This is a genomic window from Bacillus sp. PK3-067 (assembly GCF_056738645.1).
This window is the reverse complement of the sequence record NZ_CP096490.1, coordinates 1,788,036-1,805,305: the sequence shown is the minus strand read 5'-3', so window position 1 is coordinate 1,805,305 and position 17,270 is coordinate 1,788,036. Positions and strand designations below refer to the sequence as shown.

At 33.1% G+C, this 17,270-nt stretch carries 16 protein-coding genes; 4 read left to right on the top strand and 12 right to left on the bottom strand.

Going from position 1 to position 17,270, the window contains the following annotated elements; translation table 11 throughout:
* The first annotated feature begins 331 nt into the window (after positions 1-331).
* The gene (locus tag M1D73_RS09365; protein ID WP_001244279.1) at positions 332-502 is read left to right on the top strand and encodes a hypothetical protein; all 171 of its coding nucleotides are present in this window, start codon (positions 332-334) and stop codon (positions 500-502) included.
* 47 nt (positions 503-549) lie between these two features.
* On the opposite strand, the gene M1D73_RS09360 is transcribed toward M1D73_RS09365, so the two are convergent.
* Together M1D73_RS09360 and M1D73_RS09355 are read right to left on the bottom strand one after the other, a co-directional pair.
* Complete coding sequence (locus M1D73_RS09360; protein WP_011110028.1) at positions 550-1,152, bottom strand: nitroreductase family protein; 603 nt, start codon at positions 1,150-1,152, stop codon at positions 550-552.
* Positions 1,153-1,399: 247 nt separating this feature from the next.
* Positions 1,400-2,353 carry a D-alanyl-D-alanine carboxypeptidase family protein gene (locus M1D73_RS09355; RefSeq protein WP_121868381.1) on the bottom strand — a complete coding sequence of 318 codons (954 nt, stop codon included), beginning with the start codon at positions 2,351-2,353 and terminating at the stop codon, positions 1,400-1,402.
* 259 nt (positions 2,354-2,612) lie between these two features.
* Between M1D73_RS09355 and M1D73_RS09350 the strand changes: the two genes are divergently transcribed.
* From M1D73_RS09350 to M1D73_RS09340, 3 genes are all read left to right on the top strand, one after another.
* Entirely contained in the window at positions 2,613-3,614 is a 1,002-nt protein-coding gene (locus tag M1D73_RS09350) for a S66 family peptidase (protein WP_000926320.1), read from the top strand.
* Between the two features lie 143 nt (positions 3,615-3,757).
* Positions 3,758-4,099, top strand: a complete 342-nt coding sequence (locus M1D73_RS09345) for an EamA family transporter (protein WP_000805125.1) — start codon at positions 3,758-3,760, stop codon at positions 4,097-4,099.
* On the top strand, positions 4,092-4,430 hold the full coding sequence (locus M1D73_RS09340; protein ID WP_001089868.1) for an EamA family transporter: 339 nt from the start codon (positions 4,092-4,094) through the stop codon (positions 4,428-4,430). The genes M1D73_RS09345 and M1D73_RS09340 overlap by 8 nt, the downstream gene beginning before the upstream one ends.
* A 35-nt stretch (positions 4,431-4,465) precedes the next feature.
* Here M1D73_RS09340 and M1D73_RS09335 read toward each other — a convergent pair whose 3' ends face one another.
* The 10 genes from M1D73_RS09335 to cydA form a co-directional block, all read right to left on the bottom strand.
* On the bottom strand, positions 4,466-4,912 hold the full coding sequence (locus tag M1D73_RS09335; RefSeq protein ID WP_088344173.1) for a DUF6376 family protein: 447 nt from the start codon (positions 4,910-4,912) through the stop codon (positions 4,466-4,468).
* A gap of 90 nt (positions 4,913-5,002) precedes the next feature.
* Positions 5,003-5,224: a hypothetical protein gene (locus M1D73_RS09330; RefSeq protein WP_000459114.1), complete on the bottom strand. Its 222-nt coding sequence runs from the start codon at positions 5,222-5,224 to the stop codon at positions 5,003-5,005.
* Positions 5,225-5,408: 184 nt separating this feature from the next.
* Positions 5,409-5,975: an acyltransferase gene (locus M1D73_RS09325; RefSeq protein ID WP_048656260.1), complete on the bottom strand. Its 567-nt coding sequence runs from the start codon at positions 5,973-5,975 to the stop codon at positions 5,409-5,411.
* A complete protein-coding gene (locus M1D73_RS09320; protein WP_000427964.1) occupies positions 5,968-7,098 on the bottom strand; it encodes a DegT/DnrJ/EryC1/StrS aminotransferase family protein in 1,131 nt (376 codons plus the stop codon). Before M1D73_RS09320 ends, M1D73_RS09325 begins: the two co-directional genes overlap by 8 nt.
* 19 nt (positions 7,099-7,117) lie before the next feature.
* A complete protein-coding gene (locus M1D73_RS09315; RefSeq protein WP_001260411.1) occupies positions 7,118-9,679 on the bottom strand; it encodes a glycosyltransferase in 2,562 nt (853 codons plus the stop codon).
* 107 nt (positions 9,680-9,786) lie between these two features.
* Positions 9,787-10,935: a hypothetical protein gene (locus tag M1D73_RS09310; protein ID WP_121868382.1), complete on the bottom strand. Its 1,149-nt coding sequence runs from the start codon at positions 10,933-10,935 to the stop codon at positions 9,787-9,789.
* Between the two features lie 132 nt (positions 10,936-11,067).
* On the bottom strand, positions 11,068-12,792 hold the full coding sequence (gene cydC / locus M1D73_RS09305; protein ID WP_000073644.1) for a thiol reductant ABC exporter subunit CydC: 1,725 nt from the start codon (positions 12,790-12,792) through the stop codon (positions 11,068-11,070).
* Complete coding sequence (cydD, locus tag M1D73_RS09300; protein WP_000824039.1) at positions 12,789-14,510, bottom strand: thiol reductant ABC exporter subunit CydD; 1,722 nt, start codon at positions 14,508-14,510, stop codon at positions 12,789-12,791. The genes cydC and cydD overlap by 4 nt, the downstream gene beginning before the upstream one ends.
* Positions 14,510-15,526 (bottom strand): cytochrome d ubiquinol oxidase subunit II, encoded by a 1,017-nt coding sequence (cydB, locus tag M1D73_RS09295; protein ID WP_000950085.1) that lies wholly within the window; start codon positions 15,524-15,526, stop codon positions 14,510-14,512. The genes cydD and cydB overlap by 1 nt, the downstream gene beginning before the upstream one ends.
* Positions 15,513-16,916: a cytochrome ubiquinol oxidase subunit I gene (gene cydA, locus M1D73_RS09290; protein ID WP_000448870.1), complete on the bottom strand. Its 1,404-nt coding sequence runs from the start codon at positions 16,914-16,916 to the stop codon at positions 15,513-15,515. The genes cydB and cydA overlap by 14 nt, the downstream gene beginning before the upstream one ends.
* Between the last annotated feature and the right edge of the window lie 354 nt (positions 16,917-17,270).

Sequence of the window (17,270 nt, the reverse complement as noted above, 5' to 3'; positions counted from 1 at the left end):
TTTTAGAAAACTAAATTTCTATACTATCTACAATTTTGAAATAATTTGACGAATTGTAAGATTTATTTCACAAAAGCCATTTCTCCTTTAAAGAAAACACACACTATACCAACTGTTCTCTTTTTCCGATAATGGAATTTATAGGATGTTTATAGTATTATATACATATCTTAATAAACAAGAATTTTAGCGAACTGATTAAAGTTTCATTTTATAAAATGAAACTTTAATCAGTAAGGGTTTTATACATCCTCCGCTAATTTTTAACCCTCACCACTCGGGCTGCCCGTTAATGCGGATTTTTATTGGAATAAAAAGAGGAGGCATATTTGTGAGAAATATAATAGATGATCCAATACAAAAAAATATAGAGCTATACTATGCTTTTATTCAATTCGTTTCAATGATAACATTACAAAAAGTATCCGCTATTGAAACACGTAAAAATGAATTAAAAAATCAGATGAAAAATGCCGGACAAAAAAACCCTTATTACGTATAAAAAAAGGTGAACAGGTTATATTCCTGTTCACCTTTTATCAAATTATTTTATTTATAAATTTTCACACGGTTTTCTAACGGTTGGAATTCTTTTTCACCAGCCTGTACTACCGGTTTACCAAATGGCATTTGCGCAATAAGTTTCCAATTTGCTGGAACATCCCACTCTTTTCTCACTTCTTCATCAATTAGCGGATTGTAATGCTGTAACGTAGCACCAAACCCTTCAATTTCTAAAGCTGTCCAAATTGCAAATTGTAACATTCCTGATGATTGCTGAGACCAAGTTGGGAAATTATCTTTATATAATGCAAAGTTAGCTTGAAGGCTTTCCACTACTTCACTGTCTTCAAAATATAAAACCGTTCCATAACCACTTTTAAATGCATTCATTTTTTCTTCAGTAGGTGCAAAGTTATTTTCAGGTACAATTTTTCGTAACGTTTCTTTCGTAATATCCCATAATTTATCATGTTGTTCTCCTAATAAAACAACAACGCGAGCACTTTGAGAATTAAAAGCTGAAGGTGTATGTTTTACAGCATGATAAATCACTTCTTGAATTTTCTCATCAGAAACTACTTGCTCTTTACTAATTGCATAAATAGATCTTCTGTCTTCAATTGCTGAGTAAAAATCTTTTGCCATCATAATTCCCTCCAATTTTCAATTGAGGCTATTTCATATGTATATATCATATTACGCCCCCTCAAACTTATTATTAATAAGCTTATAACTTTATAATATCACAGCAACAAACAAACTCAAATAATAACACTTATATTTAGACCCTTTTTCCTTTTTAAAATGAAAATAAAAAGACTGTTTGTTGTTATCTAAAATTAGTAACAACAAACAGTCTTACTTATGTAGCGATCTAGATTCGTATTTTACTTACTTAATTAACTAATCCAAATGCATACGACATTAACTTATTTGTCTCTGTAAAACGTTTTGTTTTACTTGATGTCCCCATGACCACTGTAATAATTCGATTATCGCCTTGCTTTGCAGTCCCAGTAAAACAGTATCCTGCACTATCTGTAAATCCAGTCTTTAGTCCGTCCATTCCTTCTATATATAAACTTTTATTATTTTTATTTAACATGTCGTTTGTGCTTATAACATTAATATTATTAAATGCTAGCTGACTTTGAAGTAAGTGAGTCACTTCTAATATTTCCGGATAATCTTTTATAAGATGATACGCCAATTGTGCTACATCACCAGCCGTCATTTTTGTTTCACTTCCATCTGGCTCTTGTAATCCAGAAGCATTTGCAAATTTAGCATGTTCCGACATTTTTAACTGTTTCGCTTTTGCATCCATAAGCTGAACGAAATCTTTCTCCGATTTTGCCATATGTTCTGCTAAAGCCACAGCTGAATTATTAGCTGACTCAATCATTAATGCATGATATAAATCTTTAACAGTTAATGTGTCATTAACTTGTACTGGGATTCTCGCTCCCTCTGTTTGTGCCGCCTTCGCACTCATTTTCACTGGATCTTCCCAGCGAACTTTCCCGTTATGTATACTCTCTAGTAGAAGATACGCTGTCATCATCTTAGACATACTAGCCGGTGCAAAAGCTTCATTTTCATTATATTGATAAATAATATCTCCATCACTCGCATCGATAATCATAGCTGCTTTTGCGTTAATTTCTGGTGGGATGTACTTTGGCGGGACTACTTTTTCAGTAAATCCTGCTTTAGGTAGTTCTGCCACTTGCAAAGGTTGTCCCTCTACATTCGCTACGCTCTTTTGATTTCCTTGGAATAAGAACCAACATATCCCTAAAATAATGACTAATAGGACTGTCATCCTTCCCCATTTTAACCGATTCATTTCAAAACTCCTTTAGCAAACCTTTTATACACTCACATTTAACCTTATCAACAATTCCTTTATATAGTCAAGGTAAAAGGTATATTTATTCATATACAGCAATGATTATTTTAATTTATTTATGTTAAACTTACAATGTTGAAACGTAAGAATATTCAATAATAAAATCTCGTAAATAAAGCGAAACTTTAATCAGTCCCCCAATCGGGCTACCCGTCAAATAGCGAGATAAACTATTTAATAGAAGGGATTCATACAAATGCTACTTCCAAAATCATTAAAATACGGAGACACAATTGGGATCTACTCCCCTTCTTCACCAGTAACCTACACTTCTCCAAAAAGATTTGAACGAGCAAAATCTTACTTACAACAGAAAGGGTTTCATATATTAGAAGGTTCATTAACAGGTCGATATGATTTTTATCGTTCTGGTAGTATACAAGAGCGTGCTGAGGAGCTAAATGTCTTAATAAGAAATCCTAATATTTCTTGTATTATGTCAACAATTGGTGGGATGAATTCAAATTCAATATTACCTTATATTGATTATGATGCTTTTCTAAAGAACCCTAAAATAATGATTGGGTATTCAGATGCAACTGCTTTATTACTAGCAATTTACGCCAAAACAGGAATCACTACATTTTATGGACCAGCTCTCGTCCCTTCCTTTGGCGAATTTGAACCTTTTGTTGATTGCACATACAAATATTTTGCTGAAACTTTACTACATGATTATTCTCTTCCTTATCATATAAAACAACCATTATTTTGGTCAGATGAATTTATTAATTGGGAAGAAAAGACGAAGGAGAAAGAACTTCGACCAAACGATTGGATTTCAGTAATTGATGGAAAAGCTACTGGGCGTATTATTGGCGGGAATTTAAACACGATACAAGGAATTTGGGGTAGCCCCTATATGCCACATATTCAAGAAGGCGACATTCTCTTCATTGAGGACAGTTCAAAAGATGCAGCTACTATTGAAAGAAGCTTTTCATTACTTAAAATTAACGGTGTATTCGATAAAATTTCAGGTATCATTCTTGGAAAACATGAGCATTTTGATGATTGTGGTACAAATCGAAAACCTTTTGAAATACTATTAGAAGTACTTCAAAATCAAAGAATTCCTTTTCTAGCTGACTTCGATTGTTGTCATACACATCCCATGATTACCATGCCTATCGGTGTTCAAGTAGAATTGGATGCAACAAATAAAACGATACATATTGTAGAACCTTGGAAAAAATGAATGCATAGCTTCTATTGTTTTACAATAAAAGCCATGATACTATATAATTTGGAATGTGAAAGATTAAACAAAATACGTTCCAATATCTATCATTAGAAAAATTAGGTATAAATATATATTTATATGCAAAAGAGAGTGAATAAATGAAACCAACTATTAAAAATTACGTATTTTTACATGTAGCTTTTTTGATATATTCTATCATTATGGTTTACATGAAATGGGCAGCTAAATTCCCCATTGCTTCCATCTCATTTTTTGTTGCTTATTTCGGACTAGTTATACTTTTATTCGGATATGCAATTTTATGGCAACAAGTAATTAAACATTTCGAAATTTCAAAAGCATATTCACATCGCGGAATTATTATACTGTGGTCAATGCTTTGGTCAGTATTTCTATTTGGAGATACGATTCAGTGGAATCATTTACTTGGTGCAGCTATTATTATTGTCGGAATTGTGGTGGTGACAAAAGATGAATAGTTATATGTTATTATTTATTTTCGGGATAATTTTAGCTAATTACTCACAAATATTATTAAAAAAAGCTACTTTGCAACAATACGATTCTAGAATAAAAGAATATGTGAATCCTTATGTTATTATCGGCTACTCTTTATTTGTAATTAACGCCGGATTAAATGTTATCGCCATGAAGGGTATGGCATTAAAACAAGCATCAGCATTAGAATCCTTAAGTTATATCATCATATTAATTTTCGGTTGGTATTTCCTGGGAGAAAAAATAACGAAACGTAAACTCATCGGCAACATGATTATTATCGTTGGTGTAATCGTTTATTGTATCCAATAGTAAAAAGCTCCGTTTATCACAAACGGAGCTTTTTACTATTGACCTAAATTTTGCACTTTATCTTTCAAATCTCGAACTTGATCTACCGTCTGCATAAGCTCAGAGTTTTTAAATTGCTCTACATCCACTTTGCCTTCTTCTATCTTTATCTTCGCCGTATCAATTAACGTATTTAACTTTTCGTTATATCCGACGATTTGTTGATGAAGATCCTTTGCTACATCAGGTGGCGTTAATTCATTGAATGCGGGTATATCTTGTTTAATTTCACTAAGCTTCGTTTCTAATTCTTTTCGAGCCTCGCTATCATTAACGGCCTTTTCTGCTAATGCTGGTGCATCATTTGCAAATGCACTTATTTCATTTACATAGTCTGTCGCCTTTTGAGCATAATCTATGGAGTTCTTTCCTTCTTCCACTATTGAACATCCCATTAAACCAATTGAAACTATAAATACTAATAAAATTGATTTTATTTTCATTTTAGACCCCCTTCGTCTTTATCATTGTCTGTAATTTTCTCTATACATAACTTCTAGCTAAATTGTTTATAACCTTTTTCAAATAGCTATTTATCCTCTTACATGCCCTATTATCGTTACAACATCTATTTCTATATGTACGCTTATAATATCTTCAATTATATCCATATAGCCTTGTCCTATAGCTGTTCCATAGTGTAATGTAAGCCCCTTCTTTTCATACACTGACTTTGGCACTGAAAAAATAAATCTCCTCAAGTTTCTTTCATCAGTTGGTTCCATAATTAAAACAATCCCATCTTCATCAAACATATACGCTCGCCCTCCAACTTTACATTCACTATGGCTCAGTATTGCCTTGGTCAGCAAAATTTAAAACATAATAAGTTAAGATACACTCCGCTCTATCATAAAGTGAAACTTTAATTAGCCCTCACCAGTCGAATCTTTATCGGCGAATAGCGAGATAAAAATAAAAAGCATTCATTCTTTTTTGTTAAGAATGGATGCTTTTTAAAAAATCAATTTCTAACTCTAGCATCTTTTTTTGACGAGGTTTTACTTTCCTTACGGGAACTCCAGCGTAAATATACCAATCATCTAAACTCTCTTTTACCATACTCATCGCGCCGACTGCCGTACCTTCTCCTACAATTACATTTGGAAAAATAATAGAATTGGCACCAATAATCACATGTTTTTTTAAAATAACTTTTTCTGCTTTCACATTCCTATATTGATTCGGGACGGTTGGCCCCATTAATGTATTTCCACTGAAATCATCAAGTACTGCATATACGATTGTTTTAGCTGAGATGTTTGCAAAATCATGCATTTCAATCCCAACTTCCCCTCCATATAACGCTGTATACGCTGATATGTGCGAATAACTTCCAATTGTGATTTTACCACTTAAAATGCAAAAATCATCAATTCTTACATGATTGCCAACTGATATAGCACTCGGATTATATATACTTGCTTTTTTACTAACCAATACATTTTTCCCAACAGATAAAAATCCAATTTGCTTTAGTTCTTCTTGACTATAAAAACTATTCATCTACCGACACCACCTTCTGCTCTAAACAGATTACAATTTGCTCTACTAGTTCTTTCGTCATTCCTTCCCATAAAGGTAAACTTACGATTCGTTTTGCTATTTTATTCGTCTTTGTTAAATCTGTAGACTTATAGTTTTTAAAAAGAACTTGTTGGTGGCAAGATGGTGAAAAGTATAATCTAGCTTCTATTTTCTGTTTTTTCAGTTCTTCTATTACTTGTATATTGCGAACTTCTTCTGGACAAATGATAGGCATAAATTGGTGAATAACCGCTTCTGTCTTTTGGACTTTCCACCCTTTTTTCATTAACCCAGTATTTTGTAACAACTGTTTATACCATTCAGAAATACGGCTGCGTTCTTTTAATTTTTGATCCCACTTTTTTATAGTCGCTATCCCAATAGCTGCTGCGTATTCAGACATTTTACAATTAAACCCCATCATCGTACATTCACGATTTTTATCAAATCCGAAATTCCCCATTCTTTTAATACGTTGTATATCTTCTTCGTTTTTACTATATATGAGCCCTCCTTCACCAATTCCGAACGGCTTTGTTGCATGAAAGCTATATACAATCATTCCACTAAAATCTTGACCGTAATGCATCCCTCCATTCATTAATCCAAATCCCGGCGCCGCATCTACGACAACCGGAATCCCCTTCTTCTCTAGTTCTTCATATTCTTCTAAGTTCATCCATGATCCAAAAGTGGCGTACGGGATAACAATCGCAACCTCTTCTTTTAATTCTTCTATTTTATCCAAAAGTACGGTTTTATCCATATACCAATCATCTATTGAAATATCAATAAAGTACGGTTCCAATCCACACCAAATAGCGGCTAAGGCAGTCGCAGGGAATGTAAAGCTAGGCATGAGAGCATACTTTCCCTTTCTTCTTTTCTTTAGTTGAATAGCCGCCATTAACCCTAACGTTGCGTTTGCTACTGTTGTAACAGCTCCCCTGTTTTGAAAAAATGACGACATAATTGTTTCCTCAAAACGTTGATTTATAGGTCCATAATTCGTATATATGTGAGATGTATCAATTTCCTTCAATTCGTCCAAATACTCACTTACAGGTACAGTTGAAGCACGTAAAAAAGGAATATTCTCCATATCTATCTATTCCTTCCTATCATTTTCGGACAATATAGAGCATATCTGTTTCAGATAATCCAAACTTCCTAGCACTTTTCATTCCTTGTTTTTCCGCTATGTTATATAATTCTACCTTAAATCCTGCATTCATTAATCGTTGAATAAATCCCGATTGATTGTAAATTCTCACATGATCTTCTTGACCAAAAGCTAATTTCCTCAATTGTGGTGTTACAATTAATTCATTCTCTATAATAAAATCTACATTCATTACGATCGGTACTTGAATAATTCCCCATCCATTTGGCTTTAACACTCTATATAACTCTCGCATTGCTTTGTCATCATCAGGAACGTGTTCTAACACATGGCTACATAATATTACATCAAAAGTATTACTATCATATGTAATCCTTGTAACATCAATTTCCTTCATTAATGGATCCTTTGGTTCTAAGTCACCACATACATACGTAATATTTTTATACTCGTTAAACCAATCTCTTAACTTCGCTTCAGGTGCAATATGAAGCATTGTATAGTTTCTATTTAACAAGTCCGTTTCCGTTTCAATGTACGCACGATACAATCTTTCACGATCCATCGAATTGCAAACTGGACATATCCCTGTATCTTTATTCCACATCTCAAATTTATATTTCGGAAAATCATAATGCGCTGGCCAAGGTGAAAATTTTTCAAATTGTTGATTGCAATATTGACAATAACAAGATTCTTTCTCAAACATATGAGCAACTAACTTGTTTAACCCTTTTTTTATCTTTTCATTATAAATTTGATCTAGTTCGCCATTTTTTACTGCATCCTTAACTATAAATCCCGCATTTTCTAAACAATAAGATAAACTCTCTTTATACTCACTTTCGGAGCTTAAAAATCCACTATTATATGCATCTATAATTAATTCAATCCACTCTTCAATTGTCATTAAAATAAAATGCATTTGTTTTTGATTTTGTCCACTATGTTGTCTAAAATAACTAAGAGGTTCTTGCATATAAACTACTTTTCCTTTCCTCATCATATCTAGCCAAGTTGCAATGTCATTAATAGCAGAATAAGCCTTTCCTTTAAAATATCCAAACTTCCCGTCAAACAAATCCCGATTAAACAAAACAGTTGTCGGCTCACCAACTACATTTTTTAAGTTTTTTAACATATAATTTCCTAATTCTTTTCCTTCAAAAAGTGTAGTTTCTTTCGCGATTTTCATATTTAATGTTGAAGGTGGTAATATCTCTCCATTCTCATCAATCAGTTCACGATATGACGTCACAAATGAAATATTTTCTAACGTCAAAAAGTATTTCATCATTCTCTCGATCTTTTCATGATGAAATAAATCATCATCTAATAAAAAGTTTATATAGTCCCCATTCGCAAGTTCTACACACTTATTAAAGTTTTCGGCAACTAACGGCGTTTCATTTTTAACATATGTAATACACTCATATTCACGTAAGTACGGTTGAATCATAGCATTGACTTCATTATTTGTACTATCGTCAGAAATAATAATTTCAATATTTTCATATGTTTGATTCAAAGCGCTGTTGAGTGCTAATTCCAAGTAATAAGGTCTATTGTATGCAGGAATAAGTATACTTACTTTCGGTAATGAAGAATTATTATTTATATGTTGTTTTTTCTTTTCTATGTTTATTTTCTTCGCTCTAATTTTTTGGTAATAGTCTAATGTATATAATATTGATGATGGAACTATCCTTCTTGCATAATCTAGAAAATTAGTTATCGCTTTGTCTAACTCTTTTTCGGTGGATAAGAAACCATATTGTTCTCCTGCTATAATACTGTGTGAAAAATCTTCTAACCCATCCATCATTTTATTAGATTCATTTAACTGTTGATCTGGATGTAATCGAAAGTAACTCAGTGTCTCTGCTATATATACTGCTTTTCCTTTACTTAATAAAGATAACCATGAAGCTATATCTACGTTACATAAATACCGCCTCTTATCAAAAATCCCATATGGTTCTTGTAAATCATTTTTACGAAATAAAACTGTTGTCGGTTCTCCAATATAATTTTTTTGATCCACAATTACCTTATTTCCTAATTCTGTTCCCTCTATAATGGTATCCTCTTCAAATAAACGGACAGTCGAATAAATATGTCGCAGTTCTTTCCCTTTATCATCAATGACTTGACGATGAGATGTTACAAGCTTAATTTCATTATCTAAATCATTGAAAAAATACTTCATCATTTTTTCAATTTTATTCACATGAAATACATCATCATCCATTAAAAAATTTATATACTCACCGTTCGCTTCATTAAATAACATTAACGCATTTTCAAATTGTCCGAGAGTTGACCTATTTTTTATATAAATAATATTTGAATGATCACATAAGTATTTTTGTAACAATTTTTCTGTTTCATCATTCGTGCTGTCATCTCCAACTATAATTTCTATATTAGGGTACGTTTGTTCTAACACACTACATAACGCCTTTTCAAAGTAACTAGGACGATTATACGTAGGAATTAATACACTTACCAACGGAAGTTGCTCTACCATTTCTTCAGTTCTTTCAATACGAGTTCTCATTTTAACTCTCTCACCTCTTCGCATATTATTTATATACGCGACACAAAAATCACATTACTTTAACTGTATGGAGCCTATATACTTTTATGCAAACAGGAAACAAAATATCATACTTTTCGTTCCTGAATAAACATATTTAATAATGCGGACATTTTATTTGCACCTTTTTTATTCATATGATCACTATCATAAAAATCATCGTCACAAAATAATGGCGAATCAAATAGATCTATAATTTGAAAAAAATATTGAGTTTGAAAATCATTTATAACTTTATAAAAATCTTCTTTTAATTTCTTACTACTACAATTGAAATAATGTGAAGTAACAGGGAACACAACAATTAATGGCTTTATATCGTTTTTTAACAGTAATTCTAAATATTTCTTAAAAATCATTTTATTTTCAACTAAAGTATGAGGATACGCCAATTTAGCATGTGAAGCTGCTCTTATTTTCCCGTGTTCTTCAAAAGGAATATGAAGAGAAGTAGTATTCCATTCAGCATTTATCCAAGGCAGCGTCAATGATTCATCTTTTAGTTCGTCTAATAAAATATATTCAAAATGCAAATTAAAAATAGAAAGAAGTGGTTTCGGAGTATTTAGATGTGAGAATCCATCAGTGGGTAGAGGAGAATGAACTACAGTATGATGACCATCTTGAAACAATGGATAATATACTTTGTGAATTCTATATGATTCAGATGATAACGACATATCAAAGTAAAACGAGAAATAGGCTATTCCTATTAAACAATATTGAAATGAATGATTGTTTGATAAAAGTTGTGACGCTATTAAATAATCATAGTATAGATCTTGCGATGGAAGTGTTAATTTTATTGACTTTTTTGAGAGAAGCTCCGTACTTATGCCACAATGTGGATAAGACAAACCGGTAGCAAACAATTCATACGTCGGATCACTCTTTGTTTTTTTCATAGAAATGTATAAAGACATAAGATCCGGATTTATTTGATAGATAGAAATTAATTTATCCTTCCATTCATACATGTATTTTGTTAAATTAATAATTTTTGAACTTTGCACGCCCCTATTTATCAAGTCATTTGTAAGTTTTTCTGCGTCCCCTCTCCAAATGACTATATATTGAAAAGAACTTTCTATACGAACAACATCTGAAACGTCTACAACATGAACTATTGTTTTACATTTATTTTTGTCTAACGTATTTCGAATCCTCTCCCCTGATAACTCATCACTTAAAACAATGATTTTATATTGCTCCTTCATGTACATCCCCTCCATTATATGTATAATATGAAATTCATTTTTAATTCGTAACAATCATATACACCTGCAATCTAACAAAAAAATAGCTCCACCATTAGGCGTAGCTATTTTTACAATTATTGCTTATTTAAATCATATTCCTTTATCTAACTCATAAAGTTTACGATACTTTTCATTTTCTTTCAGAAGTTGTTTATGACTACCTTGCATGACAATTTGGCCACGATCAAGGAATATAACTTCGTCTACATGTTCTATTCCTACAAGATGGTGCGTAATCCAAATAACCGTCTTGTCTTCCGTTGCAGAAAACATTGTTTCGATTAAAGACAATTCTGTTTTTGGATCTAAACCGATAGTCGGTTCATCAAGTACAATAATTGGTGTTTCTTGCATAAGAGTTCTAGCAAAAGCAACCCTTTGTCTTTCCCCACCAGAAAACCGCTTTCCCATTTCATGCATTTTTGTTTGTAATCCGTCTGGAAGAGAAGTAACATGTGAAGCTAATTGTGCTTTCTCTAAAGCTTTCCATATCTCTTCATCCGTCGCCTCCGGTTTGCCAATTCGTACATTATTTCCAATTGTCGTATCAAATAAATGCGGCTTTTGATTTAATACAGAAATATATTTAGATAAAAGATTCGTATGAGCTCGTTCACCATTCAATACAACTTGGCCATTTACTGGGCTTAACGCCCCTGTTAACAATTTTAGTAAAGTAGATTTCCCTGTCCCACTTCTCCCTAAAATAGCAATTTTCTTCCCTGCTTTTATTTGTAATGATACATCTTTTAATACAATCTCATTACTATCTGGATAACTATACGATACGTGATTCAGTTCAATATCTACATGTTTTGGTTCAATATAATCTTTCTCTCCATGCAAATCCGTTTCATCATGTAAAACACTATCACTTTCTACGCCATTAAGACGATGGGTAGATTCTACGTACGACGGTATTCGATCGATGGCATCTGCAATAGGAATAAGCGCGTTTGTTACAGATAAAGTCATTAATACGAAAGCTGCGATAACTGTAGGAGCAATTTGTTCACTTGCCGCTTCATTCCCAGTCCATATGATCATCGAAATAACTACAATACCTACTACTAATTGAATGATACTGTCCCTAATATGATACCAGCGTTTCACTCTCTTTTCGATTTTTAACAACTGATCATTTTGTTTTACATACTCATTAATAAATTCATCTTTACGACCACTTGCTTGCCAATCAGATAATCCAAAAACAGCATCTGTCAGTTGTTGATACAAACGGTTTCTTCCTTGCTTTAAAGTAACATGATGTTTCTTCATCAAAAGTAATGATACAAACGGAAGAAGAAAAACGATAATAGCTAACATACAACCTACAATAAGTGCAAAAACAAAATCAAATGCACCGATAACAAGTACAAAGATACTATAAACAACTAGCGCTAATATGCTAGGAAATATTGTACGTAAATATAGGTTTTGCAAATGCTCTATATCTTCGGATAACACTCCTAACATATCACCCGTTTGAAATCGAGAACGGAAAAATAACGCCTGTGGTTCTACTATTCTATATAGCCTCGTTCTCATTTTTTCTAATATACGTAGTACGACATCATGTCCGACTAGGCGCTCTATATAATGAAATACAGCTTGCCCTATACTAAACGCTCTTGTTGCAACAATAGGAACATATACAGCCATTACATTTTCTGGTCTAAGGGCAGATTTTGAGATCAAATAACCTGAAATAAAAAGTAACATCGCTCCTGAACTAACTCCAAGAAGACCAAGGAAAATAGTTAAAGTCATTCTACCTTTATTTTGTTTTATATAAGGTTTAACCCAGTTACTCATTTCTCTCCCCTCTCTTCCCTATGAAAATGTAATGTCTCATTCTCTAAAAGTTCTTCATACGTCCCACTTTCTTTCATTTCCCCTTTATTTAGAATAAGAATATGGTCCATTTGTTTCATCCAATGTAGACGGTGAGTTGCTAAAAATACTAACTTTCCATTAAATAGACGTAACATCGCTTGCTTTATTTCAAATTCGGTTTCAATATCAAGATGTGCCGTAGGCTCATCTAATAAAATGATTGGTTTTTTACTTAAAAGCGCACGCGCCATAGCAACACGCTGTTCTTGTCCGCCACTTAGCATACGTCCACCTTCTCCAATTCTTTCGTGTATCCCATTTGGAAGTGATGTAACGAGTGAACGAAGGCCGACTTCATTAATAACTCTTTCAACTTCTTCATCTGTTGCATTTGTTTCATAAAAACGAATATTATCCTTTAATGAAAGCGGAAAAATATAAGGTTGCTGCGGAATATAAGCAATATTTTTTTGCCAATCTTCACGAGTAGATCCATCAACTTCTACACCATTTACTAACATCTTTCCACTCGAAGGAGATAAAAAACCTGCTAATACGTCGATTAACGTCGATTTCCCTGCACCACTTTCACCAATAACACCAATAGCACCGTTACCTTCCCAAGTAAAATTAATTCCTTCTAATATAGCCTTTTCAGATTCAGTATTATTAACTTTGATATCTTGTAATTTCAAGCTACTAGAGGCATTCCATACTATATCTTCATTTAAATCTTTCTTTTGTATTCCTTTTTGTTGTTGCAAAATCTCTTCTATTTGCTCCATCGCAATTTGTCCATCTAATGTCGCATGATAATTTGCTCCCACTTGTTTAATCGGCAGAAAATATTCCGGAGCTAAAATCAAAATTGTAAGGGCTGGTAATAGTATAATCGTTCCATCTATTAAACGTATCCCTAATCCAACTGCCACAAACGCAATTGATAAACTCGTAAAGAAATCTAATGCAAAAGAAGAAAGAAAAGCAACTCGCAAAGTACGCATCGTTGCTTTTCTATATCTTTTACTTACTTTTTCAATCTTTCCTTCGTGCTGTTCACTTTTCCCTAAATACTTTAATGTTTCTAAACCTTTTAACGTATCTACAAAATGATTCGAAAGTACACGATATATCTCATACTGACTATCTGCCATTTTTTGCGCTGCTAATCCGAGAAGAATCATAAATATGATCACGATAGGAATCGTTACAACTAAAATGATTCCAGACTCAATATCTAGCGTAAAAACATATAGTACAATTAGACCTGGAACGATACTACTTCTAATCATTTTAGGAATCGTTAATTCAATATATGTTTTAAATTTCTCAATCCCCTCAATTGATAAGGTAACCAGATGACCAGTTCCAACAGTTTGAACATACCTTGGACCTAATGTGAAATATGCCTCTATCAATTGTTTTCTTAGTAACGACCCTGTTTTTTCAGCAAAACGTTCCACTAATATTTGTGATGTTCGAACTACTATGTTACGCGCTGCAAACGCGATACCAAAATAAACAACTTCACTTAATATTGTTTGTACTGTCTCTCCATGAAATAAAAACGTAATAGCTCGTGCTAAAAAGATTGTTTGCGCAATAATACTAAAAGCTTCTAAAATACTAATAATCGTTAACGCTACATATAAAATACGGCTACCGGGATAAGACGGAAGTCCTCTTTTTCTTTTCATTAGTACTCCAAATCGTTGTCTGACTTAACAGGTTGTCTAAATACATAATAACTCCATATTTGACTTCCGATAACGAAAGGCAAAATAGCAATCGCAAAGTAAGTCATAAGTTTTAATGCATAAGCTCCTGATGCTGCGTTGTAAATTGTCAAATCATTCATTGCTCCTAAAGAGCTAATCATAACACGTGGGAACATACCGATAAATACACTCGCACTTAGTAAAATGATCGTTAAACTCGTCATAAAGAAAGCCCAACCATCTCTTCTTCTTTTATTTAATAAAGTGGACACTAATAGTGCTACAAAAGCTCCGATTGGTACCATAATCCATTCTGTTCCATGAGCAGTGAAAATGTCGGTTTTCCATAACCCCACACCAGCAAAAACAAGAAGTGTAAGTAATGAAAATGGTGCAATTTTTATTGCAGCAATTCGTGCACGTTCTCTCAATTTACCAGTTGTACGTATCGTAAGAAATTGTAATCCGTGAACAATACATAGTAGGAGAAACATTACTCCTCCAAGTAACGCAAATGGATGAAGTAATTGCAAGAATCCACCTACAACATTTTTACTCTCATCAATAGGTACACCTACCATAAAGTTTGCAATCGCAACTCCCCAAAGGATAGGAGGTAACATACTTCCAATAAACATCCCCCAATCCCATGCACTCTTCCATTTATGATTATCTATTTTCGCACGAAATTTAAAGGAAACACCTCTTAAAATTAAAGCAAGAAGCATAAATACAAATGGAATATAAAAACCACTAAATAAAGTTGCATACCAGTGCGGAAATGCCGCAAACATGGCTCCACCAGCACAAACAAGCCATACTTCATTCGCGTGCCAGAACGGTCCTATTGTATTTAAGTAAACTCGTTTTTCAAAATCATTCTTTCCTAAAAACCTCGAAACCATTCCTACACCAAAATCGAAACCTTCCAGTACGAAGAATCCAACAAACAAGATTGCAATAACTAAAAACCACAACTCATTAAGAGATAACATACTCTTCCTCCTTATCAAATGGATCATGGCTTTGATAATCCTTTTTCGTTTTCTTATTCGTGTGGCCCTTAATGGTACGAACGAATAAGTACACACAAATTCCACCCATAATTAAATACATTGATGTGAATGAAATAAGTGAGAATAATACTTCACCGAATGTTACATTTGGTGATACAGCATCTTCTGTTTTCATTACACCAAATACTACCCAAGGTTGACGACCCATTTCAGTCATAATCCACCCTACTGTATTACCGATGAATGGAAGAGAAATTGCATACACCATTAATTTTAAATACCACGTTTTTTCAGCTAAACGATCTTTTCTTGATAAGAACCATCCGTAAGCTCCTAGAAGAAGCATGAATGTTCCACTCATTACCATCGCTCTAAAACTCCAAAACATTGTATGCACTGGAGGAATATAATCTCCAGGTCCATATTTTTCCTCATATTGTTTTTGAATTTGATTCATCCCTTCAACTTGACCGCTAAACTTATCATACGATAATAGACTTAGCATATAAGGGATTTGAATTTCAAACGAATTTTCTTTCTTCTCTGTATCAATTTTCGAAAATACTGTAAATGGTGCTGGATCCTCACTTGTATTCCATAGCGCTTCAGCTGCCGCCATCTTCATTGGATGTGTCTTAATTAATTGTTGCGCTTGTGCATGACCAAAGAATAATACAAGCGCCGTTGTAATTGTTCCAACAATGATAGAAATTCGGAAAGATTTTTTAAATACTACAGTTTCTTGTCCTTTTGTAATTTTCCATGCACTTACACCAGCAATAAAGAATGCACCTGTTGCAATTGCCGCTGTAATTGTATGCGGGAATTGTACCCATAGTTGTGGGTTTTGAATAATGGCTAAGAAATCATTCATTTGCGCACGACCATCAGCTGCCATTTCATACCCGACAGGTGACTGCATAAATGCACTTGCAGTTAAAATCCAGAATGCTGATAACATCGTTCCAATTGAAAGGAGCCAAATACACATTAAGTGAATTCGCTTCGGTAATTTGTCCTCACCGAATACCCATAAACCTAGGAATGTAGACTCAATGAAAAATGCCAGTAATCCTTCAATTGCAAGCGAGGGACCAAATACATCACCTACAAAACGTGAATACGTTGACCAGTTCATACCAAACTGAAATTCTTGTAAAATACCTGTTACTACACCTACTGCAAAGTTAATAAGGAATAATTGCGTCCAAAACTTTGCCATCTTCTTATATACCTCTTGCCCTTTTACCACATACAACGTTTGCATGATTGCAATAATAAAAGCTAAACCAATTGACAGCGGAACAAAAAAGTAATGGAAAATCGTTGTTGATGCGAACTGTATTCGTGCCAATTCGAGCGTTTCCATACTAAAATCACTTCCTTCATAGTTTTTATAATAAAAGTTAATTGAGCAATCTTATCAAACTCAATTATTAAGAAATACGAAAAGACAAAAACATTTTGTATGTATTGTCGAAAAATATGAAGTTTCAGTTTTTCAAACTATTGTAATGCTATTTTTTACCTTTTCACTATTTCTGTAGTGTTTTATTCGTTAATCGAATTGTATAATATACCTGCATAGTAAATTCAGGTTATTTTTGACGTATTATTGACATCATTTTGTCTGAAATATGTCTTTTGTCATTTTTTTGAATCAGATTTTTCTCATTAGCAAAATGTGTTTTTTCAATATACTTCTTACTTTTATATCTATAAA